21 protein-coding genes and 1 tRNA gene are annotated in these 26062 nt (G+C 71.8%); 11 read left to right on the top strand and 11 right to left on the bottom strand.

Going from position 1 to position 26062, the window contains the following annotated elements:
- Positions 1 to 135 precede the first annotated feature (135 nt).
- The 4 genes from ACWD4O_RS16590 to ACWD4O_RS16575 all read right to left on the bottom strand — a co-directional run bounded on the left by ACWD4O_RS16590 (position 136) and on the right by ACWD4O_RS16575 (position 3906).
- Positions 136 to 459: a chaplin gene (locus tag ACWD4O_RS16590; protein WP_451280425.1), complete on the bottom strand. Its 324-nt coding sequence runs from the start codon at positions 457 to 459 to the stop codon at positions 136 to 138.
- A 140-nt stretch (positions 460 to 599) separates the two neighbouring features.
- Complete coding sequence (locus tag ACWD4O_RS16585; RefSeq protein ID WP_451280424.1) at positions 600 to 941, bottom strand: acyl carrier protein; 342 nt, start codon at positions 939 to 941, stop codon at positions 600 to 602.
- Entirely contained in the window at positions 938 to 2041 is a 1104-nt protein-coding gene (locus ACWD4O_RS16580; RefSeq protein WP_451280422.1) for an HAD-IIIC family phosphatase, read from the bottom strand. Before ACWD4O_RS16580 ends, ACWD4O_RS16585 begins: the two co-directional genes overlap by 4 nt.
- Positions 2038 to 3906 carry a GNAT family N-acetyltransferase gene (locus ACWD4O_RS16575; protein ID WP_451280421.1) on the bottom strand — a complete coding sequence of 623 codons (1869 nt, stop codon included), beginning with the start codon at positions 3904 to 3906 and terminating at the stop codon, positions 2038 to 2040. Before ACWD4O_RS16575 ends, ACWD4O_RS16580 begins: the two co-directional genes overlap by 4 nt.
- A gap of 570 nt (positions 3907 to 4476) precedes the next feature.
- Between ACWD4O_RS16575 and ACWD4O_RS16570 the strand changes: the two genes are divergently transcribed.
- On the top strand, positions 4477 to 4857 hold the full coding sequence (locus tag ACWD4O_RS16570; RefSeq protein ID WP_069773010.1) for an S-adenosylmethionine decarboxylase family protein: 381 nt from the start codon (positions 4477 to 4479) through the stop codon (positions 4855 to 4857).
- Positions 4858 to 4888: 31 nt separating this feature from the next.
- Entirely contained in the window at positions 4889 to 5674 is a 786-nt protein-coding gene (locus tag ACWD4O_RS16565; RefSeq protein WP_451280419.1) for a 4'-phosphopantetheinyl transferase family protein, read from the top strand.
- A 63-nt stretch (positions 5675 to 5737) separates the two neighbouring features.
- Here the strand turns inward: ACWD4O_RS16565 and ACWD4O_RS16560 are convergent.
- Positions 5738 to 5810 (bottom strand) — tRNA-Arg (locus tag ACWD4O_RS16560).
- 321 nt (positions 5811 to 6131) lie between these two features.
- Between ACWD4O_RS16560 and ACWD4O_RS16555 the strand changes: the two genes are divergently transcribed.
- The 5 genes from ACWD4O_RS16555 to ACWD4O_RS16535 all read left to right on the top strand — a co-directional run bounded on the left by ACWD4O_RS16555 (position 6132) and on the right by ACWD4O_RS16535 (position 13220).
- The gene (locus ACWD4O_RS16555; RefSeq protein WP_451280418.1) at positions 6132 to 7739 is read left to right on the top strand and encodes a dynamin family protein; all 1608 of its coding nucleotides are present in this window, start codon (positions 6132 to 6134) and stop codon (positions 7737 to 7739) included.
- 102 nt (positions 7740 to 7841) lie between these two features.
- Positions 7842 to 9791, top strand: coding sequence for a GTPase (locus ACWD4O_RS16550; RefSeq protein ID WP_451280416.1), 1950 nt, complete (start codon positions 7842 to 7844; stop codon positions 9789 to 9791).
- A gap of 370 nt (positions 9792 to 10161) precedes the next feature.
- On the top strand, positions 10162 to 10734 hold the full coding sequence (locus ACWD4O_RS16545) for a single-stranded DNA-binding protein (protein ID WP_451280414.1): 573 nt from the start codon (positions 10162 to 10164) through the stop codon (positions 10732 to 10734).
- A gap of 364 nt (positions 10735 to 11098) precedes the next feature.
- Positions 11099 to 12523, top strand: a complete 1425-nt coding sequence (locus tag ACWD4O_RS16540; protein ID WP_451280413.1) for a TQXA domain-containing protein — start codon at positions 11099 to 11101, stop codon at positions 12521 to 12523.
- A gap of 193 nt (positions 12524 to 12716) precedes the next feature.
- Positions 12717 to 13220 carry a hypothetical protein gene (locus ACWD4O_RS16535; protein ID WP_451280412.1) on the top strand — a complete coding sequence of 168 codons (504 nt, stop codon included), beginning with the start codon at positions 12717 to 12719 and terminating at the stop codon, positions 13218 to 13220.
- A gap of 80 nt (positions 13221 to 13300) precedes the next feature.
- Here the strand turns inward: ACWD4O_RS16535 and ACWD4O_RS16530 are convergent, their stop codons facing one another.
- Positions 13301 to 13771 carry a VOC family protein gene (locus ACWD4O_RS16530; protein ID WP_451280410.1) on the bottom strand — a complete coding sequence of 157 codons (471 nt, stop codon included), beginning with the start codon at positions 13769 to 13771 and terminating at the stop codon, positions 13301 to 13303.
- A gap of 353 nt (positions 13772 to 14124) precedes the next feature.
- Here ACWD4O_RS16530 and ettA point away from each other — a divergent pair, with 353 nt between their 5' ends.
- From ettA to ACWD4O_RS16515, 3 genes are read left to right on the top strand one after another with little or no spacing between them, the layout of a single operon-like run.
- Positions 14125 to 15789, top strand: a complete 1665-nt coding sequence (ettA, locus tag ACWD4O_RS16525; RefSeq protein WP_351906380.1) for an energy-dependent translational throttle protein EttA — start codon at positions 14125 to 14127, stop codon at positions 15787 to 15789.
- 6 nt (positions 15790 to 15795) lie between these two features.
- Positions 15796 to 16218 carry an acyl-CoA thioesterase gene (locus tag ACWD4O_RS16520; protein ID WP_451280408.1) on the top strand — a complete coding sequence of 141 codons (423 nt, stop codon included), beginning with the start codon at positions 15796 to 15798 and terminating at the stop codon, positions 16216 to 16218.
- Entirely contained in the window at positions 16215 to 16910 is a 696-nt protein-coding gene (locus ACWD4O_RS16515; protein ID WP_451280406.1) for a hypothetical protein, read from the top strand. Before ACWD4O_RS16520 ends, ACWD4O_RS16515 begins: the two co-directional genes overlap by 4 nt.
- 55 nt (positions 16911 to 16965) lie before the next feature.
- On the opposite strand, the gene ACWD4O_RS16510 is transcribed toward ACWD4O_RS16515, so the two are convergent.
- Entirely contained in the window at positions 16966 to 17379 is a 414-nt protein-coding gene (locus ACWD4O_RS16510) for a globin (RefSeq protein WP_451280405.1), read from the bottom strand.
- Between the two features lie 158 nt (positions 17380 to 17537).
- Between ACWD4O_RS16510 and ACWD4O_RS16505 the strand changes: the two genes are divergently transcribed.
- On the top strand, positions 17538 to 18602 hold the full coding sequence (locus ACWD4O_RS16505) for a methyltransferase domain-containing protein (protein ID WP_451280403.1): 1065 nt from the start codon (positions 17538 to 17540) through the stop codon (positions 18600 to 18602).
- 154 nt (positions 18603 to 18756) lie between these two features.
- Here the strand turns inward: ACWD4O_RS16505 and ACWD4O_RS16500 are convergent, their stop codons facing one another.
- The 4 genes from ACWD4O_RS16500 to ACWD4O_RS16485 all read right to left on the bottom strand — a co-directional run bounded on the left by ACWD4O_RS16500 (position 18757) and on the right by ACWD4O_RS16485 (position 26062).
- Complete coding sequence (locus tag ACWD4O_RS16500) at positions 18757 to 20421, bottom strand: FHA domain-containing protein (RefSeq protein ID WP_451280401.1); 1665 nt, start codon at positions 20419 to 20421, stop codon at positions 18757 to 18759.
- Positions 20422 to 20469: 48 nt separating this feature from the next.
- Complete coding sequence (locus ACWD4O_RS16495) at positions 20470 to 21816, bottom strand: vWA domain-containing protein (RefSeq protein WP_351906362.1); 1347 nt, start codon at positions 21814 to 21816, stop codon at positions 20470 to 20472.
- Positions 21817 to 21976: 160 nt separating this feature from the next.
- Positions 21977 to 23359: a PP2C family serine/threonine-protein phosphatase gene (locus ACWD4O_RS16490; RefSeq protein ID WP_451280398.1), complete on the bottom strand. Its 1383-nt coding sequence runs from the start codon at positions 23357 to 23359 to the stop codon at positions 21977 to 21979.
- On the bottom strand, positions 23360 to 26062 hold the full coding sequence (locus tag ACWD4O_RS16485) for a tetratricopeptide repeat protein (RefSeq protein WP_451280397.1): 2703 nt from the start codon (positions 26060 to 26062) through the stop codon (positions 23360 to 23362). It lies immediately after the preceding gene.

Genomic DNA, 26062 nt, shown 5'->3' with positions numbered 1-26062 from the left:
ACGCGGGAGAGCCCCGGCGCTCGAGGTGCCGGGGCTCTCCTGGTGGTGCTGGCCGTGCTGGTCGTACTAGTGGTGCTGATCGTGCTGGTGGTGCTGGTAATGCTGGTGGTGCTGGTGGTGCGTACGGAGGTCGGCTCAGCCGCCGTAGCCGCCGTTGTGCTTGTCGCCGCCCTTGTCGTGGTCGCCACCCTTGTCGTGGTCGCCACCCTTGTGGTGGTCGCTCACGTTGGCGCAGGTGTTGCCGAAGGCCGGGTTCAGCAGGCCGACGACGTTGATGGTGTTGCCGCAGACGTTCACCGGAACGTGCACGGGAACCTGGATGATGTTGCCCGACAGGACACCCGGCGAGCCCACGGCCGCACCCTGCGCACCCGCGTCCGCCATGGCCAGGCCGGCTCCGCTGACCACCACGGCGCTGGTGCCGAGGGCGACAGCGGCCACCTTCGCGATGCGAGACATCACGTTCTCCTTAGTGACTCGGTTCATGCGGCGGCAGGGGGCGCCGTCGCACTCCCCGTTCAACGCAGCCACCCCGCACGGGTCACGGCACGGCCGTACGGATCACCCTTTTTGAACAGGAGGGACGTACAGACGGGTGGCTAGTGCGACTGGAGGTGTGTCGTGACGAAGTCGGACAGCGTGGCGATCGACTGCAGGCTGTCCAGGCTCAGGTCCAGCGCGGCCACGTCGACGCCGAAGCGTTGGTCGATCGTGCCCAGGAGGGTCACGCCGGCCAGTGAGGTGAGGCCGATCCGCGGGCCGAACAGGTCGGTGTCGGCGGGGAGTTCCGCGACGAAGGCCTCGTCCAGACGGGCGGCCTCGGCGATCATCGAACGGAGCTCCCGCTCCACCGCGACCCGGTCCTGGGGGGCTCGGGAGGCTTGAGGGGCTTGAGGGGCTTGGGGGGTCGGGGTGTGCTGGGTGTGCTGGGCGTCCGTCACGCCTCGGCGTCCTCTCGGTCGGATACGTGCAGCCATGCGGGCGGCGCGGGCAGATCGCCATGGAGCATCCGGCCCAGGACCGCGGAATCCGCGGCGGTCGCGGCGCTCGCCGTGGCGGGGCCGGCGGAGGTGTCGGCGGCGTCCGTGCGGCGCAGGCCCGCCTGGCGGAGCAGGATGCGCATCTCCAGGTTGGCGTCGGTCGGGCGCAGGGTCACCCGGAACTCCTCGGCGCCGGCCTCCCGGGCGCGCTCCATCAGCCGGAACAGGAAGGCCGCCGCCGCGCCCCGTCCGGCGACCCGGCAGGAGAGGGCGAGCAGCGGAACGGACCAGGTCGCGGGAGCGGTGCGGTCGACGAGCGCGGCGCCGATGATCCCGTACGCGCCGAACCGGTCCGCCATCCGGGCGGTGTACACCTCGTGCCCGTCCGAGGCGGCCAGCTCGCGCAGCCGGTCGGGGGTGAGGCCGGAGGAGTTCAGCCGGTGGGTGCGGGCGGCGAGCTCCAGCGCGCGCGGGATCTCCTCGGGCGTGGCCGCGCCGACGGTGAGGCGCATGTCGCACCAGCGCAGGAACTCCTCGCGCGAGCCCTGGAAGCGCTCGCCCTCGGCCCGCCGGGTCTCCTCGGTGCGGTAGCGGCGCACGCGCTCGCGGGACTCGGGGGTGACCTCCCGGCCCTCGAACGCGGCCAGCAGCTCCGGCACGTCGGCGGGGTCCAGGGTGCGGACGCCCGGCAGCAGGGCCTCGACCTCGGCGCGCTCGTACGGCGAGTCGTCGACCAGGAGCAGAGCCTCCACGGCGATGCCGAGATCCTTGGCGATCCTGCGCAGCGACTCGCTCTTGTCCTGCCAGGACACCTGCGGCGCGAGGAAGCGCTCGCGCACGTCGGGACGGCCGGCGGCCAGCCGCTCCAGGACGGCGGGCGCGCTGCGGCTCGCGATGCCGGCGAGCACGCCGTGCGCCGCCAGCGCGTCGATCGCGGCGAGCATCTCCGGGCGGGGGGTGGGGAGTTCGTCGGTGGGCGTCTCCACGGCGACGTCGTCCCAGAGAGTGCCGTCGAGGTCCCAGACGACGCACTTGACGCCCTCGGCGTCGAAGACCGTCATCGCGCCTCCTCGGGCAGGAAGAGCTTCATCGACAGGCTGGTCGGGTCGAAGCCGAACTTGCGGTAGACCGTGCGCATCGGGACGTTGCCCACGTGGACCCGGCCGACGACCTCCGTGATCCCGTTCGCCAGGCAGAACTCCAGGCCGGCGGTGAGGAGGAGTTCGGCGACGTCGCCGCGGTTGTCCACCGGGGACACCGCCAGGGAGCGGAAGTTGGCGTAGCGGTCGCCGGTCATCGCGTTCTGGTTGATGCTCACCCAGCACCAGCCGACGGGCTCCTCGCCCGGCCCGTGGGCGACGATCATGCCCTCCTTCGACTTCTCCATCGCCCTGCCGAGGCGCGCCGCCCAGCGCTCCGGGTCGTCGATGGCGTCCTCGCCGAAGGAGACCCGGGCGATCTCGGCCTCGAACCTGCCGATGGCCGGCAGATCACGCTCGTCGGCCTGACGGGTGACGTACGGCCGCGCCCGCTCGGCGAGGGCGGCGCGGTCGGCGTCGGCGGGGCGATGCCAGCCGTGCGTGCGCGGGGCTGGAGTCACGGCTGTGGCGGGGGCCTTCTGCGTGGGCGTGGGCGTGGGCGTGGCCGCGGGCGTGGGCGTGGGCGTGGGCGTGGGGGGAGAGGCCGGGGCCGGAGTGGTCGGGAGCTGAATGGCCGGGGGCTGCTCGGTCGGGCGCTGCTCGGCCGGGGGCTCCTCGGTCGGGACCGGCGGCGTCGGTTCCTCCGCCGGGACCAGGCGGCCAGGGCGGAAGGGGCCCTTGCCGCAGTTGGGGCAGCCGTCCTCGCGCAGGGCCGCGACCGAGGTCCAGCGGGCGCCGGGGCCGACGCGGACCCGTGCGTCGCAGGCCACGCACGTGTACTCGCGCTGCCGGGTCCGCTTGTCGCCCGTGTAGAGGGGACCGCTGAACTCGCCCTGGTGGGAGGGGGCGGTCGAGGTGGTGGTGAGGAGGTGCTGGAAGAAGCCGACACCGCCGAGGATGCCGCTGCCCTCGTACTCGTTGAAGTTGCGGATGTAGCCGTTGGTGACCAGGCCCAGCCCCATGATCTCCCGCTGCACCTCCAGCATCTCGTCCGGGCTCTTGCCGCCGAAGGAGAAGAAGACGCTGTGCGCGGGACCGGACCGCAGCCCCTCCACGGCACGGGAGAGGAAGAGCCGGGCGCCCTCGGGCGTGTACGGCGGGTCGGTCATGGCCACGTCGTGCTGCCCGTGAAGCTCGGCGGGCAGCGGCAGGCGCAGATCGTGCTGGACGGTCTCGACGCGGGTGCCGAGTCCGGCCGACACCTTCTGGATGTAGTCGAGGATCTCCGACGAGATGTCCACGACCGTGACCCGCTCGACGATCGGACCGCCGAGCACGTCGCCCACCACGGCGACGGCGAGGGAGACGAGGTCGTCGTCGCCGATCAGCAGCAACGAGCCGCCCGGCAGCGCGCCCGCGGTGAGCAGCGCGAGCACCCGGCGCACCTTGGTCTCGGCCGTGCAGTGCGACTGGTCGATGGCCATGTCGGCGGCGGGTCCCGACTCCATGAGCGCGCGCAGCCGCCGCACGGCCTCGTCCAGCACGTCGGGGATGACCAGCTCACGCCCGTCGCAGGTGCCGCAGGTCGCGTCCAGGGAGAGATCCATGCCGAGCTCGGCGACGAGGTCCGTACCGGCCTCGGTCAGCCGGGACGGACGCTCCTTGGTGACGAGCCCCCGACGGCGCAGTTCGTTCCCCATGGCCGCCACGATCGGCACCGGCAGGCCGGTCGCTCGGCTGAGGTCCTTCGTGGAGGCGGGGGCCAGCCGGCGCAGGGCGCGCAGGACGGACCGTACTCCGGGCGGACCCTCCTGGAGCCGGACGGCGTCCGCGACTTCCGTGAGCACAGAATCGGCGGTGGTACTCCGAGGGTGCCGACGCGCGTTCGTCACAATGCTGCTCCAGGCAAGCTGATTGGTGGATTCCGGGACTATCGAGTATACGGGCTGGCGGACAGCCGGCCCGACCCGCTCGGGGGATGCGGAAACGGTGGGTGATTCGGGTATGCGGCCGATATGTAAAAGAAAAATCCGCAATGTTTCGCGCGAAGTTCTCCGAGGCGTTCTCCGGAATTCTTTCCGGGCGGATTCCGAGGCGATTCGGGGGTGATTCGGGGACGGATCGGGGACGGATCGGGGGTGCTTCGAAGGTTATTCGGGAATGATTTTATGGTGGTTCGGGGATGCTTTCTGGAATGATTCACGAAACGGTCGAGGTGGGTTTTCGGCCAAATCCATCGGACACCCCCTGTCCCCCTTGACGCAGTGCGCGCGCGAGCCCTAGAGCGCCCCGGATGCTACGCTGGGCACCATCGAGGGCCGTTTACCGGCCTCGCAACCTTCCCCTTCGGCCGCGCGGACCAGCGCAGACCTATGTGAAAGGAGACGGGGGCAGCGGTTCGTCACCCCCGGTTCCCCATGACCAACTCCGCCAGCCTCGCCACCGAGGGCATAAACGTCGACGATCTGTGCTCTTATGCCGTCGATGTGTGGGTGAGCGATCACAGCATCCTGACCGACGAGGAGCGCCTCCTCCAGGTGCTGCGCACGGCCGCCGAAAAGGGAAACGCCACGGTACTCGGTGAGGCGTCGCACGTTTTCCCGAACGGCGCCGTCACCGCGATTCTCCTGCTTTCCGCCTCGCACCTGAGCATTCACACCTGGCCCGAATTCAGCCTGGCCAACGTGGATCTGCTCGCCTACGGCCGGCTGAACGGCGAGCGGATGATGCAGAGCGTCGAGCTCGGTCTTTCGCCGACGCGGATCAACGTGACGCGCATGCTGCGCGCGGTTCACTAGCCGTTTCCGAAGCCGTTTGCCGGTCGGCGTCGTGCTTTCCGCGCAGGTACAGGTGCAGGCAGCGGCGCAGATGCCGGTGCAGGTCTCGTGGGCGCGCCTCGGCGATGCCCACGAGGGCCTGCTGAATCTGCTGGACCCCGTGGAACGGGGTCGCCACGACGCGACCGTCGACCCGGCCAATCGGGCCCGCTTCCTGGTCGGCTGCGCCCTGAGCCGACTGCTTCTTGGCGAACTTCTCGACGTGCCCCCGGCGAGGGTGCCGCTGCGGCGCGAGTGCCCGCGCTGCGGCGGACCGCACGGAAAGGTCCGGCTCGACGCCCGGGATTCACCGGGTGCGCCTGCGTCGTACGAGTTCTCCGTCACGCACAGCGGCGCGATCGTCGGCGTGGCCGTGTGCCGGGGCGGCCAGGGCGTCCAGGTGGGCCTGGACGTCGAGGACGCCGACGGGTTCGTCGACGTCGAGAACGCGGCGCGGACGGCTCTCTCCGGCACCGAGCTGGCCGCTCTCCACGCCCTCCCCGCTGCCGAGCGGCAGGCTGCCTTCCTGCGCGTCTGGACCAGGAAGGAAGCCGTGCTGAAGGCCCTCGGCGTGGGCCTGCGCGTCCCGCCGAGCGGTCTGGAGGTGTCGGCGCCCGATGTACCGCCGGCCGTCCTGTCCTGGCCGGACCGACTGGCCGCCCCGCCCGAACTGGCCCTGGCGGACATGGTCGTCGCCGGGGTGCATCCGGCGGCTGTGGCGGCGACGGGGACGGGCCCCGGCACGGTGCGGTTCGCGCAGCGCGACGCCTCTGCCCTGGTGGCCGGATATGGCCGCTGAGGGCGTGCACAGCAGCGCCCCTCGACCAACAAAAAGCCCTCCCGGAGGGAGGGCGGAGACTTGCGCCCCCGGCAGGACTCGAACCTGCGGCCAAGCGCTTAGAAGGCGCCTGCTCTATCCACTGAGCTACGGGGGCCGGGTGTGGTGGCCTCGTACGTGCTGCCCGGGTGTGGGCTGATCCGTGACGTTGCCGGGGACAAGGATAGGGCTCCCGGTTCCTTGTCCTGGTTGCTTCGCCTCCGTGGCTCAATGTGGAGGTTCGGTGAAGCGGTCCTGATAATCGCAGGCAGGTGCGAATCGTGCATCGCTTTTGCCCTCCAGGGCTACGGGTGTTGTGCACTCGTTATGCCTGCGCTGTGCCTCTGTCCCAGTCGTACCTTCCGTCCCTTGTGTCCTATCGGCGCGCAGACATGCCTATATGCTTCATAAATCCCCTAAAATTGGGCATTCTTCGCGTGTGGTGACCTTGGACGTACGGCCTCAGCTGCTCGACGCACTCTCCGCCCTGCGCGACCGTGTCGCCGCCGCGCGCTTTCCGCTCCCCCTGGCGGGGGCCCCACGCGCGCGTGCCAACCGCGACGAACTGCTCGCCCAGCTCGACGACTACCTGGTTCCCCGGCTCAGGCAGCCTGAAGCGCCGCTTCTGGCCGTCGTGGGCGGGTCCACCGGCGCCGGCAAGTCGACGCTCGTCAACTCCCTGGTGGGGCGGCGGGTCAGCGAGGCGGGCGTGTTGCGGCCCACGACACGGACTCCGGTGCTCGTGTGCCACCCGGAAGACCATCACTGGTTCAGCGGCATGCGGGTGCTGCCCGGCCTCACACGCGTGTGGGCGCCTCATCAGGAGTCGGCGGACGACCTGTTGCTCCCCGGCGAGGACGGCAGACGGGTGCTGCGGATCGAGACCGCCGACACCCTCCCGCCCGGCCTCGCCCTCCTCGACGCGCCCGACATCGACTCCCTCGTCGCCGGCAACCGCGTCCTCGCCGCAGAACTGATCTGCGCCGCCGACGTCTGGGTGATGGTCACGACGGCCGCCCGATACGCCGACGCCGTGCCCTGGCATCTGCTGCGCACCGCCAAGGAGTACGACGCCATGCTCGTGACCGTCCTCGACCGGGTGCCCCACCAGGTCGTCTCCGAGGTGTCCCGGCAGTACGGCGCCCTGCTCACCAAGGCCGGGCTGGGCGACGTACCGCGCTTCACCGTGCCCGAACTGCCCGAGTCCGCCTGGGGCGGCGGGCTCCTCCCGGCCACCGCCGTCGCGCCGTTGCGGACCTGGCTGGTCCATCACACCCAGGACCCCGGCGCCCGCCGCCACGCGTTGGCCCGCACGGCCCACGGCGTGCTCGCCTCGCTCAAGGCCCGGATGCCCGAACTGGCCGGTGCCGCCGCCGCGCAGTACGCGGCCGCGCTGCGGCTCACCTCCGCCGTCGACGGGGCGTACGACAGCGAGTACACGCGCGTGCGGGGGCGTCTGCAGAGCGGCGCGGTGCTCGCCGGCGACGCGCTCAAACGCTGGCGGGCCTTCCCGCTGGACTGCACCGCAGGCGAACTCCTGGACGCCCTGGTGGAAAGCCTTGGCGCGCTCCTGCTGTGCGCCGTCACCGCGGCCGACGAGCGCATCGACGAAGCCTGGCGGCGCGAACCGGCATCGAGCGCACCGACGCTGACGGACCGGGACACCTCGCAGGAGAACGCCGAACACCGGATCGGCCTGGCGGTACGACGCTGGCGGCGCGAGCTCGAGGAGTACGCCGAGGACGAGGTACGCGGCCTGGAGCGCGGTCTCGCGCCCGATCCGGACGTGGTCGCCGCCCTCGTCGCCACCGCCCTGCTGGGCGGCCGCAGGGCGCGTTCCGCGGGCGAGGGACTCGCCGAACGGATCGGCGCCCATGGCGCGCTGCGGCTGCGCGACCGGGCCGGACGGCTGCTCACCGAACATCTCGACCGTGTGATGCACACCGAACGCGAGCGCCGCCTCGCCCCGCTTGACGCACTCGAAGTCCACCCCGAACCCCAGGCCGAACTCATCGCCGCGCTGTCCGTACTGCAGAAGGAGAGGTGACCGGTGACCGCCGTCACTGACCAGGACCACACGGACCACACGGACCGCACCGATCACACCAACCAGACAGGTCATACGGATCACACAGATCACACGGATCACATGGATCACACGGACGACAGGACCTCGGGGGAGCGGGAAGGCGACGGCGCGGGTGCGGGTGCGGGTGCGGGTGCGGAGCTGAATGTGGAAGGCGGGGGTCAGGCGCAGGGCCGCAGAGGTCCCGAGGAGGTCGGCATGGCGGAGGTCGGCACGGCGGAGAACCCCGCGAACCCCGCGCGCGTGCCCGACGCCGGCGAAGACGCCCCGTCGCGTCCGGACGCCCGCACGGACTCCGCCGGAGCCTGGGACGACGGTCTCATCGCCCGTCGCGTGAGCGAGGCCTCGGCCGCCGAGCAGGCCGCCGTCATGGACAAGCGGCCCGGCGGCGGTGGCGTCGCCCCTCTGCCCTCGACCCCGCTCGCCTACGACGGAGCCCTGCGCTCCCGCCTCGACGCGCTGCGCGAACTCGTGGGGCTCTCGCGCACGCGCCTCGACAGCCGGACGCTCGCCCAGGCCGGCCGGGTCCTCGACGAGGCGGCGGCCCGGCGCAGGCTCTCCGGGCAGCACACCGTCGTCGCCATCGCGGGCGCCACCGGCAGCGGCAAGTCACAGCTGTTCAACGCCCTCGCCGGAGTGACCATCTCGGAGACGGGCGTCCGTCGGCCGACCACCTCCGCGCCCATCGTGTGCAACTGGAGCGACGGCGCGTCGAGTCTCATCGACCGGCTCGGCATCCCGGGCCGGCTGCGCCGACGGCCGGTGCAGAGCGCGGACGCGGAGGCCCAGTTGCGCGGGCTCGTCCTGGTCGACCTGCCCGACCACGACTCGGCGGCCGTGCAGCACCGCGAGCAGGTCGACCGCGTCCTGGGGCTCGTCGACGCCGTCATCTGGGTCGTGGACCCGGAGAAGTACGCCGACGCCGTCCTCCACGAGCGCTATCTGCGGCCCATGGCGGGCCACGCGGAGGTCATGTTCGTCGTCCTCAACCAGGTCGACCGGCTGCCCGGCGAGGCCGCCCACCTGGTCCTCGACGACCTGCGGCGGCTGCTCGACGAGGACGGCGTAGCCCTCGGCGAATACGGCGAACCGGGCGCCACCGTGCTCGCCCTGTCCGCGCTCACCGGGGACGGCATCGGGGAACTGCGCGAGCTGCTCGGTCAGTTCGTCGCGGAGCGCGGTGCCGCGGCCCGGCGCATCGCCGCCGACGTGGACGTGGCCGCGTGGCGACTGCGGTCCGTCTACGCCACCGGGCGGCGGACCGGGCTCAGCGAGGAGGCGCGGGACGAGTTCGCGGCCCTGCTCGCGGACGCCGTGGGCGCCACCGCGGCGGGCGAGGCCGCCGAACGCGCCTGGCTGCGCCACGCGGGCCGCGCGTGCGGAACGCCGTGGCTGCGGCTGTGGCGGTGGCACCAGGAGCGGCGCGACCCTCCCACCGGACGGCTCCCCGTGCGCGCCCAGGCCGACGAGGAGGCCACCGCACGGCAACGGGTCGAGCAGGCGGTGCGCACGGTGTCCGAGCGGGCCTCGGCGGGGCTGCCCATGCCGTGGGCGCAGGCCGTGCGGGAGGCGGCCGTACGCGGTGCGCAGGGGCTGCCCGAGGCGCTGGACGAGCTGGCGGAGCGCGCCGGACTGCCGCCCGGACGGCCGCCGCGGCCCGGCTGGTGGCCGGCGGCCGTTCTGGCGCAGGCGTCCATGACCCTCCTCCAGGCCGTCGGCGGGCTGTGGCTGGTCGGCCAGATCGTCGGGGTCATGGCGCCGAACCTCGGGGTTCCGGTGCTGCTGATGGTGGCGGGCATCATCGGCGGTCCGCTGGTCGAGTGGAGCTGCCGGCTGGCGGCCCGGGGACCGGCCCGGCGGTACGGACAGGACGCGGAGCGCCGGTTGCGGGAGGCGGCGGCAGGCTGCGGCCGGGCGCGCGTCCTGGACCCCGTGGCCGCGGAACTGCTGCGGTACCGGGAGGTCCGGGAGCAGTACGCGCGGGTCACGGGCGTGGGGGCGGGCACACGGTGAGGACGCGCGGTGCGGGCACGCGGGGAGGGCGCACGGTGCGGGCACGCGGTGAGGACGCACGGTGTGGGCACGTGATGCGGGCGCACGGTGAGGGCGCGTGGGACCGGGTGATCATGGGGAGCGGGGCGTAGATCACTCGTCCGGGTGGTGGAGTTTTCCACAGGCGGACGGTGATCCACAGCGCTCGGCGGGCCCGGCCCGACGGAGGCAGTCTGGCTTCGCGGCGATCGCGACGGACGCGGTCGCAGCGAGGGCGGTGACGGTACGCGGTGAACGCGGCGACCGTGACCGCCGAGGCGGACGCAACCGTACGGGACGGGCCCGTACGCGTATCCGGGCGGCGCGACCGTCCGGCGAGGGAGTGGTCGAAGTGAACGACACGATCATCTGCGCGGTGGGCAACGTGGCGACGCAGCCGGTCTACCGGGACCTGGCTGCGGGCGGGTCGGCGAGGTTCCGGCTGGCGGTGACCTCGCGCTACTGGGACCGCGAGAAGAGCGCCTGGACGGACGGGCACACCAACTTCTTCACGGTGTGGGCCAACCGCCAACTGGCCACGAACGCGACGGCCTCGCTGAACGTCGGCGACCCGGTGATCGTCCAGGGCAGGCTGAAGGTGCGCACGGAACTGCGCGAGGGACAGCAGAGCCGGACGTCGGCGGACATCGACGCGGTGGCGATCGGCCACGACATCTCGCGGGGCACCTCGGCCTTCCGGCGCTCGGGCCGCCCCGAGCCGACGGCCGTCGGAGCGCCCACGCAGCCCGAGCCCAACTGGGAGACACCGGCCGTGGATTCCACGGGTGCCATGGACTCCACGGGTGCCATGGACTCCATGGGTACCTCGGATTCCATGGGTGCCTCGGATTCCGTGGATGCCATGGACTCCAAGCAGCCGGAGCCCGATACCGCGCGCCGACGCGAGCCGGTGGCGGTGTCGTGAGGCGAGGCCAGGCGCGGCCACGCGACTGACGTGAGGTGAGTTGAGCGGACGGGCGGGGTGCGTGGGGGCGCGGAGGGGGGCGCGCAGTGGTGACGGAGTGTCAACGGTCGTGACCGGGCCCCCGAGGTCGAACTGCGGCTTATCGACGAATGCGTTCCAAGCGACCGAATGGATTTGTCGATAAGCCGGGCCGGTGGACGATCTTGGGGATAACGATTCCGAGTCGGATCGGCGATCCGATGAGATGACCGGTAAGCGTGGTGCGCGGCGTCTCTAGGATGCCGGACGTGGCTCACGGGGCTTCTGATTCTGCTGGTGGGACCGTACCCCCCACATCAACGGGTCCTGCTCGAAGGGGAATTGCGTGATTTCTTCGTTCTCCGCGCCGTTCGTGCGTGGACGGGGGGCGGTCTGCCTCACGGTGGCGACGCTGGTGTCCGGCTTCGTCGCCGCCGCCTTCGGCGTGCTCGCGAGTGCAGGCCCGGCCGCGGCCGCCGAGATGACACAGAGTCAGGGCGGAGCCACCGCGACCATAGGCGGCCTCAAGACCTTCGGCGCCGCCGTGATCCATGCCGAGAGCGGGGACCAGGAGGTCTCGGCCGGCCTGTTCGAGATGTCCGTCGAGGGCGGCGGCACTCTGCAGACCTACTGCGTCGACCTCTTCAACCCCACGCAGCGGGACGCCAAGTACCACGAGACGCCGTGGAGCGGCACCTCGCTCGGCGCCAACCAGGACGCGGGCCGCATCCGTTGGATCCTGCAGAACTCGTACCCCCAGGTCAACGACCTCGCCGCGCTCGCGGACAAGGCGGGCATCGACGGCGGTCTCACCGAGCAGGACGCGGCCGCCGGCACCCAGGTCGCCATCTGGCGCTACTCGGACGGCGCGGCCGTCGACGCCGTCGACCCGCAGGCCGAGCGGCTGGCGGACTACCTCCAGAAGGCCGCGCGGGTCCTGGCCGAGCCCAAGGCCTCGCTCACCCTCGACGCACCCGCCGTCTCCGGCCACCCCGGCGAACTGCTCGGCCCGGTGACGGTGCACACCAACGCGAGCGGCGTGACGGTGACGCCCCCGCTGGACGCCGCCACCAGCGGGGTACGGATCGTCGGGAAGGACGGCAAGGAGGTCACGTCGGTGACGAACGGCAGCCAGCTGTTCTTCGACGTGCCCCTCGACTCGGCCGACGGCTCGGCCGAGCTGACCGTCCAGGCCTCGACCACCGTTCCCGTCGGCCGCGCCTTCACCTCCGACAGCCGCAGCCAGACCCAGATCCTGGCCGGCTCCAGCGAGTCGACGGTGTCGGCGACGGCGAGCGCGACCTGGGCGAAGCAGGGCGCCATTCCGGCGCTGTCGGCGGCGAAGAACTGCGCGAAGACGGGCGTGGACATCACCGCCACCAACCAGGGCGACGCGGCTTTCGTCTACGAGCTGATGGGCACCGAGTACGCCATCCCCGCGGGCGAGTCCCAGACGGTGACGATCCCGCTGCAGGAGGACCAGGCCTACGACTTCACGATCGACGGGCCTCAAGGCGACGAGAACCGCTTCACCGGCGTCCTGGACTGCCAGACCCAGGCCGACGAGACCGCCGGCCTGACCACCCAGACCCTCAGCGAACCGAGCCCGGCCACGGTGGGCGGCACCTCCGTCACGAACGACACCGACCTCGCCGCGACAGGCGGCACCAGCGTCACCCCCCTCATCGCGGGCACGGCCATCGGCCTGGTGGTCATCGGCGGAGCGGCACTGATCCTCACCGGCCGCAAGGAGAACAGGGCGCAGGACTGATCGTTTGCGTTCCATGGCGTCGACCCCGTCAGTGACGGGGCGCGTACGCCGGTCCAGGCCGGTGGCTTGAGAAGAAAACGCCGTGCCCATCATGCTTCTCAATCCGGCAATTCCGCAGATGCGGAGCCCGAACGCTTAGCCGAGCCATCTGCGTCTTCTACGCCATCTCCGTCATCCGTGTCAGCCGGAAGCGATGAGCAGTCAAGTCGAGCCGGAGCCGGTGACGATCGCCTCCTTGCGGACAGGGGAAACGGCGGGCGAGGATTCCACGAGAGGGAGTGGGGTCGGTGAAGCGAAAAACGGGCACGTGATCGAATTGACCGTGCACAACGGCGGCGATACCGATGAATTGGTGAAGGCTGTTCATCTGACGGTCCCCTCTGATTACGCGATCCAATGTTCGGCAAGCGGCGATCACTCGGCCACGCTCGACAGCGAGGCCACCGTTGTACGCGGGGGCTCGGAGGTTGAATTCTCCATCCCGGTCTCTGTCGCCCTACCGCCTCACAAGTTCACCCGAATCAATGTCGAGTTGCCCTCGGAGTTCCAGTGGTCCGGTAATCGTTACATGGGGCCCTGGACAGTGAATGTCATTCTGCCGCGCGGAAGCGCTGCGGCAGATTCTGGAGCGGCAGCGGATCGCATTCGTGTCGACCTGGAGATCACGGGCGACAGGGTAGTGGTCTATCGAGAATGAACTCCGTCGGTCGAATGCCCCGGACCGATCGTGGTCCGGGGCATTACAGGTGGTGGGGCTGTGGTCGGCGACCGCTTGGGTCAGGCCGGGGCATCGGCGTTCTGTGTGGAGGCCGCGAACGCCTCGGGGCCCTGCTCCACCGCCGCCGGGTCCATCCACATGACCTGCCAGCCGTGGCCGTCGAGGTCGAAGAAGCTGCGTGAGTACATGAAGCCGTAGTCCTCTGCCCCGTCCGCCTCGGAGCCGCCCGCCGCGAGTGCAGCGGCGCTGACCGTATCGACCTCGTCACGGGAGGACACGCTGAAGCAGTACAGCGCCAGCGTGTGCGTGGTGGGATCGGCCATCGGCAGTTTCGCGAACTGCGCGAACTTCTCACGGCTGAGCAGCATGACGAAGGCGTGCTCGCCGACCAGCATGCAGGCGGCGGTCTCGTCGGTGAAGTTCGGGTTGAAGCTGAACCCGAGACCAGCGAAGAACGCCTTGCTGCGTTCGAGGTCGGCCACGGGGATGTTCACGAACAGCATGCGGCCGGGGTGCGCGGGATTCGTCATGGTGGGTCTCCAGTCGGCGTCTCGATGACGTACGTCCTGTAGACCGGCCCGGCCGGCGGAACTCATCGGTGCATCTCATCGGTGCATCTTCTCGGTGCATCTCCGCTGCACGGAGCCTGCCGCAGTCCGCCCCGGACGCCGAAGACCTGGTCCGCGGACCACGGGTGTCCGACGTCCTCCGAGGCCACTCGTCGGCAACCGGCGACCGGCAACGACGGACGAGCCCCAGCCGTCAACCCCGAACCCCCAGGTCAGCCGCCCCCGACCATATGGGTTACCACCCGGGGGTGGACCTCAGGCAAGATGGGGTGTATCTGCCCACTGCCTGATTTCAAGCTGCCGGACGGTTTCTCTTGGCTGAGTACATCTACACCATGCGCAAGACGCGCAAGGCGCACGGCGACAAGGTCATCCTTGACGACGTGACGCTGAGCTTCCTCCCCGGCGCGAAGATCGGTGTGGTCGGGCCGAACGGTGCCGGTAAGTCCACCGTTCTGAAGATCATGGCGGGGCTGGAGCACCCCTCCAACGGTGATGCCTTCCTGTCGCCGGGCTACTCCGTCGGCATGCTGCTGCAGGAGCCGCCGCTCGACGAGGCCAAGACGGTCCTGGAGAACGTGCAGGACGGCGCCGCCGAGATCATGGGCAAGCTCAAGCGCTTCAACGAGGTCGCCGAGCTGATGGCGACCGACTACTCGGACGCGCTGCTCGACGAGATGGGCAAGCTGCAGGAGGACCTGGACCACGCCAACGCGTGGGACCTGGACACCCAGCTCGAGCAGGCCATGGACGCCCTGGGCTGCCCGCCCGGCGACTGGCCCGTCACCAACCTGTCCGGTGGTGAGCGCCGCCGGGTCGCGCTGTGCAAGCTGCTGCTCGAGGCCCCCGACCTGCTGCTGCTCGACGAGCCCACCAACCACCTGGACGCCGAGTCCGTGCAGTGGCTGGAGCAGCACCTCGCGAAGTACCCCGGCACCGTCGTCGCCGTCACCCACGACCGGTACTTCCTCGACAACGTCGCCGAGTGGATCCTGGAGCTCGACCGCGGTCGCGCCCACCCCTACGAGGGCAACTACTCCACCTACCTCGAGACCAAGGCGACCCGCCTCAAGGTCGAGGGGCAGAAGGACGCCAAGCGCGCCAAGCGGCTGAAGGAAGAGCTCGACTGGGTGCGGTCCAACGCCAAGGGGCGTCAGGCCAAGTCCAAGGCCCGTCTCGCCCGGTACGAGGAGATGGCGGCCGAGGCCGACAAGATGCGGAAGCTGGACTTCGAGGAGATCCAGATCCCGCCGGGCCCGCGGCTCGGTTCCATCGTCGTCGAGGTCAACAACCTCTCCAAGGCATTCGGGGAGAAGGTGCTCATCGACGATCTCTCCTTCACGCTGCCGCGTAACGGCATCGTCGGGGTCATCGGCCCCAACGGCGCCGGCAAGACCACGCTCTTCAAGATGATCCAGGGGCTCGAGACGCCGGACTCCGGCAGCATCAAGGTCGGCGAGACCGTCAAGATCTCGTACGTCGACCAGAGCCGAGAGAACATCGACCCCAAGAAGTCGCTGTGGGCCGTGGTGAGCGACGAGCTCGACTACATCAACGTCGGTCAGGTCGAGATGCCGAGCCGCGCGTACGTCTCCGCCTTCGGGTTCAAGGGGCCGGACCAGCAGAAGCCCGCCGGTGTGCTCTCCGGCGGTGAGCGCAACCGTCTCAACCTCGCGCTCACCCTCAAGCAGGGCGGCAACCTGCTCCTCCTCGACGAGCCGACCAACGACCTCGACGTCGAGACCCTCAGCAGCCTGGAGAACGCGCTGCTGGAGTTCCCCGGTGCGGCCGTGGTCGTCTCCCACGACCGGTGGTTCCTGGACCGAGTGGCCACGCACATCCTCGCCTACGAGGGTGACTCCAAGTGGTTCTGGTTCGAGGGCAACTTCGAGTCGTACGAGAAGAACAAGATCGAGCGTCTCGGCGCGGACGCAGCTCGTCCGCACCGCGCCACCTACAAGAAGCTGACCCGGGGCTGATCGATCTTGCGGCACATCTACCGCTGCCCGCTGCGCTGGGCGGACATGGACGCGTACGGCCACGTCAACAACGTGGTCTTCCTCCGCTACCTGGAGGAAGCCCGTATCGACTTCCTGTTCCGCCCGGAGAAGAACTTCAAGCAGGGGTCCGTGGTGGCGCGCCACGAGATCGACTACAAGCGGCAGCTCGTCCACCGGCACACGCCCGTGGACATCGAGCTGTGGGTCACGGAGATAAAGGCGGCGTCCTTCACCATCACCTACGAGGTGAAGGACGGGGACGTCGTCTACGTCCAGGCCTCCACTGTCGTGGTGCCGTTCGACTTCGAGACTCAAACGCCGCGCCGGATCACCGCGGACGAGCGTGAGTTCCTGAACGAGTACCGGGACGACGACCAGGCCGCCGAGAAGGAGGCCGTCGCCGCATGACGGTGCTCCACCTCGCCGACGAGGGGGAGGCTGCGGACCTCGCGGCCTTCCTCTCCCGGCTGCTCCACTACGACCGTGGGGCCGCGGTACGGCTGCAGGCGGCCGGCACCGCGCTCGCCGTCTTCGGCCGGCCGCCGTCCTTCGAGGTGCTCGCGATCCGCGCGGTCCGGCTGGCCAAGCCGTACGAGAACGGCCTAGACGTCACGCTGGACGTGACCGTCTCGGCGGGCGAGCTGCTGGAGTCCGTCGACGACGGCGCGGCCACCGCCGTCGTCCCCGCGGCCGTCACCGGGCCGCCGTGGGCCGGTGTGCTGCCGCCGCGCGGTGGCTGGCGGCCCGAGGCGGGGCTGCCCGCGCCGGACGCGCTGCGGACGATGGTCGGTGCGGCCGTCGCCGAATTCCGGTCCCGTACCGAGGAGTTGGCGGCCGAACTGCGGACCCGGGCCGAACTCGACCGGATCGGGCGGGAGATCTGGTCCCGGACGGTCGGGGAGACCGGTCTTCCCGTGCGGGCCGTGCACGCGGCCCAGTCGCTCGGCTTCCTTCGCCCCTCGGCGGGCTCGGGGGACCTGGCGTTGCTCTCGCTCGGCGGGTGGCTGCGGCTGCGCACCCCGTACGGGTCGATCGCCGTACGGCGTGCGGGCTCGGGGCTCGGGATGCCGTCCCTCAGCGTCCGTCGACAGCACCCCTGAGAGCCGGTCCCGAGGGGCACAGCTGACAGTCACAGCCGAGAGTCGGCCCCGAGGGTCACTCCGGGGTGTTCACCATCGACGCCGCCGCGTACGTCAGGTAGTTCCACAGCGTCTGCTCGTGCTCCTCGGGCAGGGCGAGCTCGTCGACCGCGACGCGCATGTGCTTCAGCCAGGCGTCGTGCGCGGCTCGGTCCACGGCGAAGGGCGCGTGGCGCATCCTCAGGCGCGGGTGGCCGCGGTTGTCGCTGTAGGTCGTCGGGCCGCCCCAGTACTGCATGAGGAAGAGCGCGAAACGCTCCTCGGCCGGGCCCAGATCGGCCTCGGGGTACATGGGCCGCAGGATCGGGTCCTCGGCGACTCCCTGGTAGAAACGGTGGACCAGTCGGCGGAAGGTCTCCTCCCCACCGACCTGCTCGTAGAAGGTCTGCTCCTGAAGCGTGCCGCGCCGAATCTCTTTCACATCCCCCATGGTCTCAGACGGGGAGACGGAGGACCCGAGGCTTAGGACCACCGCCAGGGCTTGTCCCGGGGCTTACCTCAGGGCTTACCTCAGGGCTTGCCGCGGGGCTCGCTCCAAGGGTCGCCGTGGGGCTCGCTTCCCGGGGCCGCGCGCCGCACAGTGGAGTCATGGGCGCCCATGAAGTCGACCGGGGCGGCGAGCCGCTCGCGGGCCTCGCCGTCTCCGCACGTGCCACGCTGGTACGCGTGATCGAGGCGAGCGGGGCCTTCGACGCCGACCCGCGATGGCGGGAGGCCTTCGCGAACGTCCCGCGGCATCTCTTCGTGCCGTACTACTACGTCGGAGGCGTAGGCGGCTCCGGCGTCGGCGGCGTCGGCGGCGGCGGTTACGAACGGCGCTGGGGCGAGAGCCCCGACCCGCGCACCCGGGAACGCTGGGTGCGCGGCGCGTACGAGGACGTCCCCCTGGCCACCCGGATGCGCGACGGTGTGCTGGTCTCCTCCAGCAGCCAGCCCTCGCTGATGGCGCTGATGCTGGCCGAGCTGCGGGTCGAGGACGGGAGCCGGGTCCTGGAGATCGGCGCGGGCACGGGCTACAACGCGGCGCTGCTGTCGTACCGGCTCGGCGACGGGAACGTCACCACCGTCGATCTGGATGCGGAGATCACCGAGTCCGCCCGTCGGCATCTCGCCGCCGCCGGGTACCGGCCCACCGTCGTCACCGGGGACGGGGCGCGCGGGGTCCCCGAACGCGCCCCCTTCGACCGGATCATCGCGACCTGCACGCTGACGTCGATCCCCCGGGTCTGGCTGCCCCAGTGCGTCCCCGGCGCCCTGATCCTGGCGCCGCTGGCCACCGGGCTGATCGCGCTGACCGTCCGGGACGCCGACCAGGCCGAGGGGCGCTTTCTGCACACCCCGGCCTACTTCGTGCCGCTGCGTGGGTCGCCGCCGTGCGGGTCGGAGCGGCCCGAGCCGGAGCCGGTGGCGCTCGCCGGGGTGCCGCGCCGGGCCAGGGAGAGCGAGCTGTTCCACTTCTTGCTGGCGCTGACCCGGGACACCCTCGAACCGCAGGAGGCGTTCGCCCTGTGGGAGCGCGAGGGCAGGCCGGGGCGGGAGCGCTTCGGCGTCACGGTCGGCGTCGAGCACGCCTGGGCCTGGCTCGACGAACCGGAGGGGCCGTACGCCTGGCCCCTGCCCGGTTCGTTCGACACCGGCCTGGTAGAGCCCTAGAGGTCCAGAGCCTGTCCGGGCCTGAGCGGGTCGGGCGAAGTCGGCAGCGCCCCGAAGGGGCGCGGGGAACTGCGCGACCAGCCACGACGGCACCGCAGCGGAACGACGGCACAGGCACTTCGCGGCACCCCCGGCGGAGCGCCTGGCGGCGCTCCTAGCCGCGGCGGACCGTGATCGTCGTCCAGGCGCCGACGTGCACTTGGTCGCCGTCCTGCAGCGGTACCGGGACGAACGGCTGGATCGGTTCTTCGGAGCCGTTGACCGTCGTGCCGTTCGTCGAGTTCTGGTCGACGACCGCCCAGCTGCCGTCCGGCTGCTGGACCAGCACCGCGTGCTGGTGCGAGACGCCCGGGTCCTCCGGCGGCACCGACAGGTCGATGTCGGGGGTCTCGCCCGTGGAGTGCCGGCGGCGGCCGATGGTGATCTGGTTGCCGGTGAGCGCGCGCTGCTGCTCGGGCGAGTACGCGGGCAGGTTCAGTCCCGCGGCCTCGGGGCCCGAGCGGTGCATCATCGCCATGAAGTACGCGCGGTCCGGGCCGATCGTCGCGGACCAGGTCGTCGGCTGCTGTGGGAACGCCGGGCCGGGCGGGGGCGGCGCTTGCGTGGTGCCGGGCTGCGGGTAGCCGTAGCCACCGCCGCCCTGGGGCGCACCGGGACCGCCGGGGCCGGTGTGCGACGGCGGGGAGAGCACCCAGTCGTCGTCACCGCCGCCGAAGGGCTGGCCGCCCTGCGGTCGGCCGGTCTCCTGCGGGTAGCCCGGCTGGGCCGGCGGACCGGACGGCTGGAAGGCCTGCGGAGCCCCCGGACCTCCGGGGCCTCCCGGACCGCCCTGGCCGCCGCCATGGCGACCGTGGCCGCCCTGACCCGGCATGCCGGGGCCGGCCGTGGGCGTGGGCCCGGGCGGCGGCGGAACCGGCCGCGAGGGGTCGCCGCCGAAGCCGGACGGGCCACCCTGGCCGGAGCCGGGCGGGCCGGGCGGACGACCGCCGGGACCGGAGGGCAGGCGTCCGAAGGGATCTGCGGACGGCTCGCGGTTGAAGGGGTCGGCGGACGGCTCACGGCCGAAGGGGTCGGAGGACTGCCCGGTCTGCTCCCGCCGGTAGGGGTCCTGCGGGGGACCCGACGGCGGGCCTGCGAAGGGGTCGGCGCCGGGCGGGCCGGGGGGACGGCCGCCGCCGGGACCGGGCGGGCCGCCGGGCCTGCCGGGTCCACCGGGACCGCCCTGTCCACCGGGTCCGCCCGGACCCGAAGGCTCGCGGCCGAACGGCGGGGGGCCGCCCGCTCGTCCCGAGGGACCTCCCGGCTCGCCGCCGAAGGGCTGCAACGGTTCGGCGGGACGGTTCACCTGCGACGGGCGGGAGCTCTGGTAGTCGAACGAGTCACTGCCCCCGTAGGACGGAGGCGCCGGCGGGAACTGCCCACCGGGGCCGCCGGGACCACCGGGGCCGCCGGGACCACCAGGTCCGCCCGGAGCGCCGGGGCCGGGGGCCGGGGGCCGCGGGGCGGCCGGCATGTACGAGGTCGCCGTGTTGGTCAGGAAGTTCCACCGGCACTCCTCGCAGAAGGGCGCGCCGCCCTCACGGGGCGTACGGCACTGCGGGCAGAGCTCCGGCTCGTGGTCCGGTACGGAGGACAGATGCCGTCCTCCACCGGGCTGGCCGGGCTGGCCGGGCGGGCCCTGGCCGGGCGGGGGCGGCGGGAAGCCGTAGCCGGCGGTGGGGGGCGGCGGGGGCGGAGGTACGGCACCGGCCATGCGGTGACCGCAGACCTCGCACCAGTCGTCGGAACCCGACTGGTGTCCGTTCGGGCAGGTCGGCATGTCGGCGCGTCCCCCTCTCTGCTTCGGTGTCCCAAAAGCTCGTTCAGGTCACTTCTTTACACGAACAGTCTTTGTGGACCGGGTCTCGAGCGTCATCTCGTCGGCGTCCGCGACCTTCGCCTTCAGTCGCACAGTACCTGTCGTGGCATCGACCACGTCCACCACCTTCGCAAGCAGTTTCGCAGTATCCGCGTTCCCCGAGACGCTCGCGAGCTGAACGGCCCGGCCCAGTTTGGCCGTTGCTCCATCCATATCGCCCGCTTTGCGCAGATCCAGCCCCTGTTGGATGACCTGTGCCAGTTCGGCCTGGCCCGTGTAGTGCGCGACCTGAGGGTTGATCGACGTCGAGGCGGCCATGTCGTCGGTCCACACGGCCCGGACGAGACCCTGCGCGCCCAGGTTCTGGACGCTGCCCTCGGGCTGCGGGATGACCAGCGAGACCCGCGCGGCCAGCATCTCCTGGCCGAGGCTCGCGGCCGGGACCTCGACGCAGACGTGGTAGTCGCGGGACTCGTCGCCCCAGGAACCGGTGGGGTAGTCGCCCGCGCGCGGGCCCGCCTCGGTGCGGCGTCCGGTCAGCTCCTCGACCGTCGGCGCGACCTGCTTGACGAACTTGACGGTGGTGCCGACCGGGGTCCACAGCCGCAGCGCGACGTCCGCGACCTCCTTGCCCATCGCCGTCTCCATCATCTGCGTGAAGTCGGCGGCGAGGCCGGCCGGGTCGGCGACGATGTCGGCGGTGCCGAGCATGGCGGAGGCGATCCCTGTGACTTCTTTCACTTCCCAGTCGGTGCCCACGCCGCGGGCGTCACAGGTGAAGCGTCCGGCGCAGGAGTCCAGGGCGGCCTTCAGGTCCTCCGGGGCCTCGTGCTCGTTGCGGCCGTCGGTGAGCAGGATGCCGTGCCGGATGGCGACGTCCGCCGTGGACAGCAGCCGGTCGGCCAGCCGCAGCCAGGTGCCGATCGCCGTGCCGCCGCCCGCGCTCAGCCGGCGCAGCGCCTGCTTGGCCTGCTCGCGGGTGGTCGCGTCGGCGACCGCGAGCCGGCCCCCGCCCGGGTACACCTCCTTGGCGACGTGCGTGCCGCCGATCACCGCGAAGTGCACTCCGTCGCGCAGGGTGTCGACGGCGGCGGCGGTGGCGTCGCGGGCGTTGCGCATCTTGGTCGGCGGGTAGTCCATCGAGCCGGAGCAGTCCACCATGACCGCCACCGCGGCGGACGGGCCCTCGCCCGGCGAGTAGAGGTGCGGCGCGGCGACCGCGCTGCCCACCGTGCCGCCGCCGGTGGAGGTCACCGTGACGATCGCGCTGACCTCGCGGCCGCCCTCCGGGAGGTACTCGTTCTGGTAGACGTCCACCGAGAACTGCGGCACGTTCGACTTCGAGAAATTGGCCATGCCTACTCAAATCCCCCTCGAAAACCCTACGTTCGCAGGGCGATGTCTGGGTAGGGGCCGGTCCCCACCGGCCCCTACGCGTGCTTCCCCGTGCTTGCGCGTGTTACGCCGTGTTGCTCCGCGTTACCCCGCGTTACCCGTGTTTCCCCGTTTTGCGGCCTCAGGCCGATCCTGCCCCCTGTACGGGGGCGGGGAACGGCACGACGGCCACTGTTACGTTGTCGTGGCCCCCGCCGTCCAGGGCGTGACCGACCAGGACGCGTGCGCTGTGCAGGGGCCGGACGGCGGCGTCCGGCGGGACGACCTCGGCCATCTCCTCGGCCGCCTCCGCGTAGTTCCACAGGCCGTCCGTGCACACCACGACCACACCCGGCCGGTCGGGTTTGAAGGACGCGGTGTGCGGCTCCAGTTCATAGGCGTCGGCGCCGAGCCAGCCGGTGATCGCGTGGGCGCGCTCGTCGGCGTAGGCCTCCGCCTCGTTCATCAGTCCCGCGGCGACCATCTGCGCGGCCCACGAGTCGTCCTCGGTGAGCCGGGCCGCGGGCGAGGTGCGGTCCGCCGGGATCCAGTAGGCACGGCTGTCGCCCACCCAGCCGACGACCAGCAGCCCGGGGGTGACGACCGCCCCCACCAGGGTGCAGGCGGGAGCGTTCTGGTGCGGGGCGTGCTCACGGGCGGTGGCGGGCTCGGTGGCCAGCGCGTTGACCGCGTGCGACGCGGCGACGATCGCCTCGTGCATGGCCGCCTGTGGATGCGTGCCCTGCGGCAGGGCCGCCAGCAGCGCCGCGCTCGCCGCCCTCGACGCGGCGAGCGAGGCGTCGTCGGGGCGGGTCGCGGAGGACACGCCGTCGCAGACGATCGCCACGAGGGCCGGTGAGCCGTCGGGCAGGGCGGTGCAGCCGAGGCCGAAGGCGTCCTCGTTGCGGTGGTGGCGCAGGCCGCGGTCGCTGACGGCGGCCAGCGGGCCCGACTCCAGTTCCATATGGTCCCGTTCGCGCGGCTGGGCGTGCCCGCAGTTCTCGCAGTAACCGTCGTCGTCCACCCGGCCCGCACGGCAGGCCACGCACACCTTGGCGGGCTCGGCCCCCGCGGCGGCCTCGGCGGCCACGCGCGGGTCCGGCGCCTGCAGCGCGTACTCGTCGGGCTCCGGGGGCCGATCGAAGCGGACACCGGTGGCAGGGGTGGCGGGGGCGCCGGGGGAGGCGGCGGACGGCGCCGGGGCCCTGGGGGGCGGCGGGGGAGGAGCACCGGGGCCGTCCGGCGGCGGCAGGGCCGCACCGGTGGCGCCCGGCAGGCCCGAGCCGGCGCCCGGTACGGGCGGACCGGTCATTCCCACGCCCACCCCTGTGTTCATTCCCAGCCCCTCCGGAGGAGTCGGCTGCGTCGAGCCGTTCATCGTGAGGGTCGGGTGGTCGTCCGGGCGCGGTGGCACGGCGGACAGGTCGTATCCGCAGGCGCCGCAGAAACGGTCACCCGCGTCGAGCGGCTCCGCGCAGCTCGGACACGTCGGCAGGGCGGCCTGCCGGGGCATCTGCGACATCAACTACACCCACGTCCGGGGGCGGTAACGATTGGCACGTTCCACCAGGTCGATCCTCTCATCGCCGCCGGTCGCCAGCCGGGCCAGCGTGCGGTACGAGCGCTCCAGGCCGAAGCGCAGCCCCCGCTCGTCCAGTTCGCTGCCGAGCAGCGCCCGGGCGGCCGGGCCGGTGCCCTGGCCACCGGAGAGTATCCAGTCGAGGGCGCTGCCGAGGACTTCCGCGGACAACTGCTCGCGCCGCGTCGGATCCAGACCGTAGGCGTCCAGCGCCTCGACCTGGGCCGCGGCGGCGGTGAGGTCTTCCAGGAAGGGTACGTCGGTGGCGAGGGCGGTCCGCTGCCGGAGCCGGGCGCGCACGGCCGCCACCCGGGCCGCCGTGTAGTGGATGGAGGACTCCGGCACCGACTCCAGCGTCCGGACGGCGCTCCGGCGGTCCCCCGCGGCGAGCTGCACGCGCGCGAGGCCGAACGCGGAGCTCACATAGCTCGGGTCGGTCGACCACACCAGGCGGTAGTACTCGGCGGCGTTGTCGAGCTGCCCCAGCACCTCCGCGCACAGGCCGAGCGCCAGCTTGGGCGCGGGTTCGCCCGGGAAGGCGTCGTAGATCGCGTCGAAGGAGAGCGCGGCGCCCTCGTGGTCGCCGGTGACCAGCGAGGCCACGCCCCGGTACCAGACCACCCGCCAGTCGTCGGGCCGTTCGTCCTCCAGGGTCCGGAGGGAGGTGAGAGCGGCCTGGTGGTCGCCGTTCTCCAGCCAGGCGCGGATCTGTCGCAGCCGGGTCTCGACCGACGGCGCCGGCGCGGCCGTGAGGGCCGTGATCAACTCGCCGGGACCGGACGTCAACAGGCCTGCGAGGAAGCCCGCGTTGGGGTCGGCGGGGTCGACGTGCGGCACGGGCAGCGCGAGGGCCGCGGCGGGCGCGGGCACGGTCTTGACGATGCCGGGGGTGGCGCCGGGCACGACGGTCGGCGAGGAGCCGGCCGACGCGACGCCGCCGGCACTCGGCAGTGACGGGACGGTGTCCGCGCCGGCGCCCGTGCTCGGCAGCGAGGCTCCGCCCGCGAACGCGGGAGCCACGACAGGAAGGGGAGCGGCGCCGAGCGAGGGCGTGGCCGAAACGCCGGTACCGCTGCCGCCGCCCGCACCGGCGAGGGCCGCCGCCGTCCCCGAACTACCGAACAGTCGACGGGACTTGACCGCGGCGACCCGGGAGCCCAGCCGCGACACCTCGCCGTCCAGCTTCGGGAACAGCTCGCTGTCCGTGACCTTGACCTCCGGCCCGAACAGGGTCGACAGCGCGGGCCGCGCCCGGCCGCTCTGCAGCGAGACGACCTCGCGCAGCACGCCCGTCAGCTGCTCCGCCATCTCCTGCGCGGAGGCGAACCTGCGGGCCGGATCGGGGTCGGTGGCGCGGACGAGGAGCCGGTAGAAGGACTCGTACTGGCGGAAGACCTCGATGTTGTCGGGGTCGGGCAGGGAGTCGACGAAGACGGTCGTGTAGCCCTGGAAGTCGAACGTCAGGACGGCGAGCGTACGGCCCACCGTGTACAGGTCGGAGGCGACCGAGGGACCGACCTCGGCGACCTCCGGCCCCTGGTAGCCGACCGTGCCGTAGATGGCCGACTCGTCGTCGTCCATCCTGCGGACCGCGCCCATGTCGATCAGCTTGAGCTGGTCCTCGGTCTGGATCGCGTTGTCGACCTTGAAGTCGCAGTACAGCAGGTTGCGGCTGTGCAGATGGCCGAGCGCCTCCAGGGCCTCGATGCCGTACGCGCACGCCTGCTCCACCGGCAGCGGATCCCGCTTGCCCGCCGTGGTCCGGCGGTCGTTGGCGATCTCCTTGAGGGACTTGCCGCCGACGTACTCCATGACGATGTAGCCGTCGAGCGAGCCGGTGCGCTGGTCGAGGTGCTCGACGAAGTTATAGATCCGCACGATGTTGGAGTGCTCGATCTCCGCGAGGAAGCGCCGCTCGGAGATCGCGGCGGCCATCGCGTCCTGGTCGCCGGTGTCGAGGAGGCCCTTGAGGACCACCCACCGGTCGGAGACCGCGCGGTCCACCGCCAGGTAGACCCAGCCCAGGCCGCCGTGCGCCAGACAGCCCGCGACCTCGTACTGGCCGTGCACGACGTCGCCGGACTTCAGCTTCGGGACGAAGGAGTACGGGTTGCCGCACTTGGTGCAGAAGCCCTCCGTGCGGCCCTCGCGCTCGCCGCGCGAACGGCCCACCGGCGCACCGCAGTCGGAGCGCGAGCAGAACCGCTTGCGCTCGGGGACCTCGGGGTTCTCCAGCACCATCGCGCGCGGGTCGGGACGCGGCACCTGCGGCACCGAGACCAGACCGACGCCGAGCCGGGCGCGCCCGGAGGAGCCGGCCGTCGAACCGGAGCTGCGCACCGACACCGAGCGGCCCGTCGACCTGCCCGAGAGCGAGCGCGACAGCCGCCCGGACACCGAGCGGCGCGACTTCGACGACTGCGACGACGTCCGGGAGCTGCGCGCGCTCTGCCCGCTGGAGCGTGAACTCGCGCTGCCCGACGAGCCCTTGCCGCCGCGGGTCACCCCGGTCGGCGGGGAGCCGACCATGCCTTTCGAGGACACGACCGGGGCCAGACCGCAGGTGTCGCAGTACAGCTCGCCGCCGCCCACGTCCTCGTACGAACCCTCGCAGCCCGGCCGCTGACACGACTGTCCCGCCTGACTCAT

This window comes from Streptomyces sp. NPDC002623, assembly GCF_053592635.1.
The sequence above is the reverse complement of the archived record's forward strand: the minus strand, read 5'-3'. Positions and strand labels throughout refer to the sequence as shown.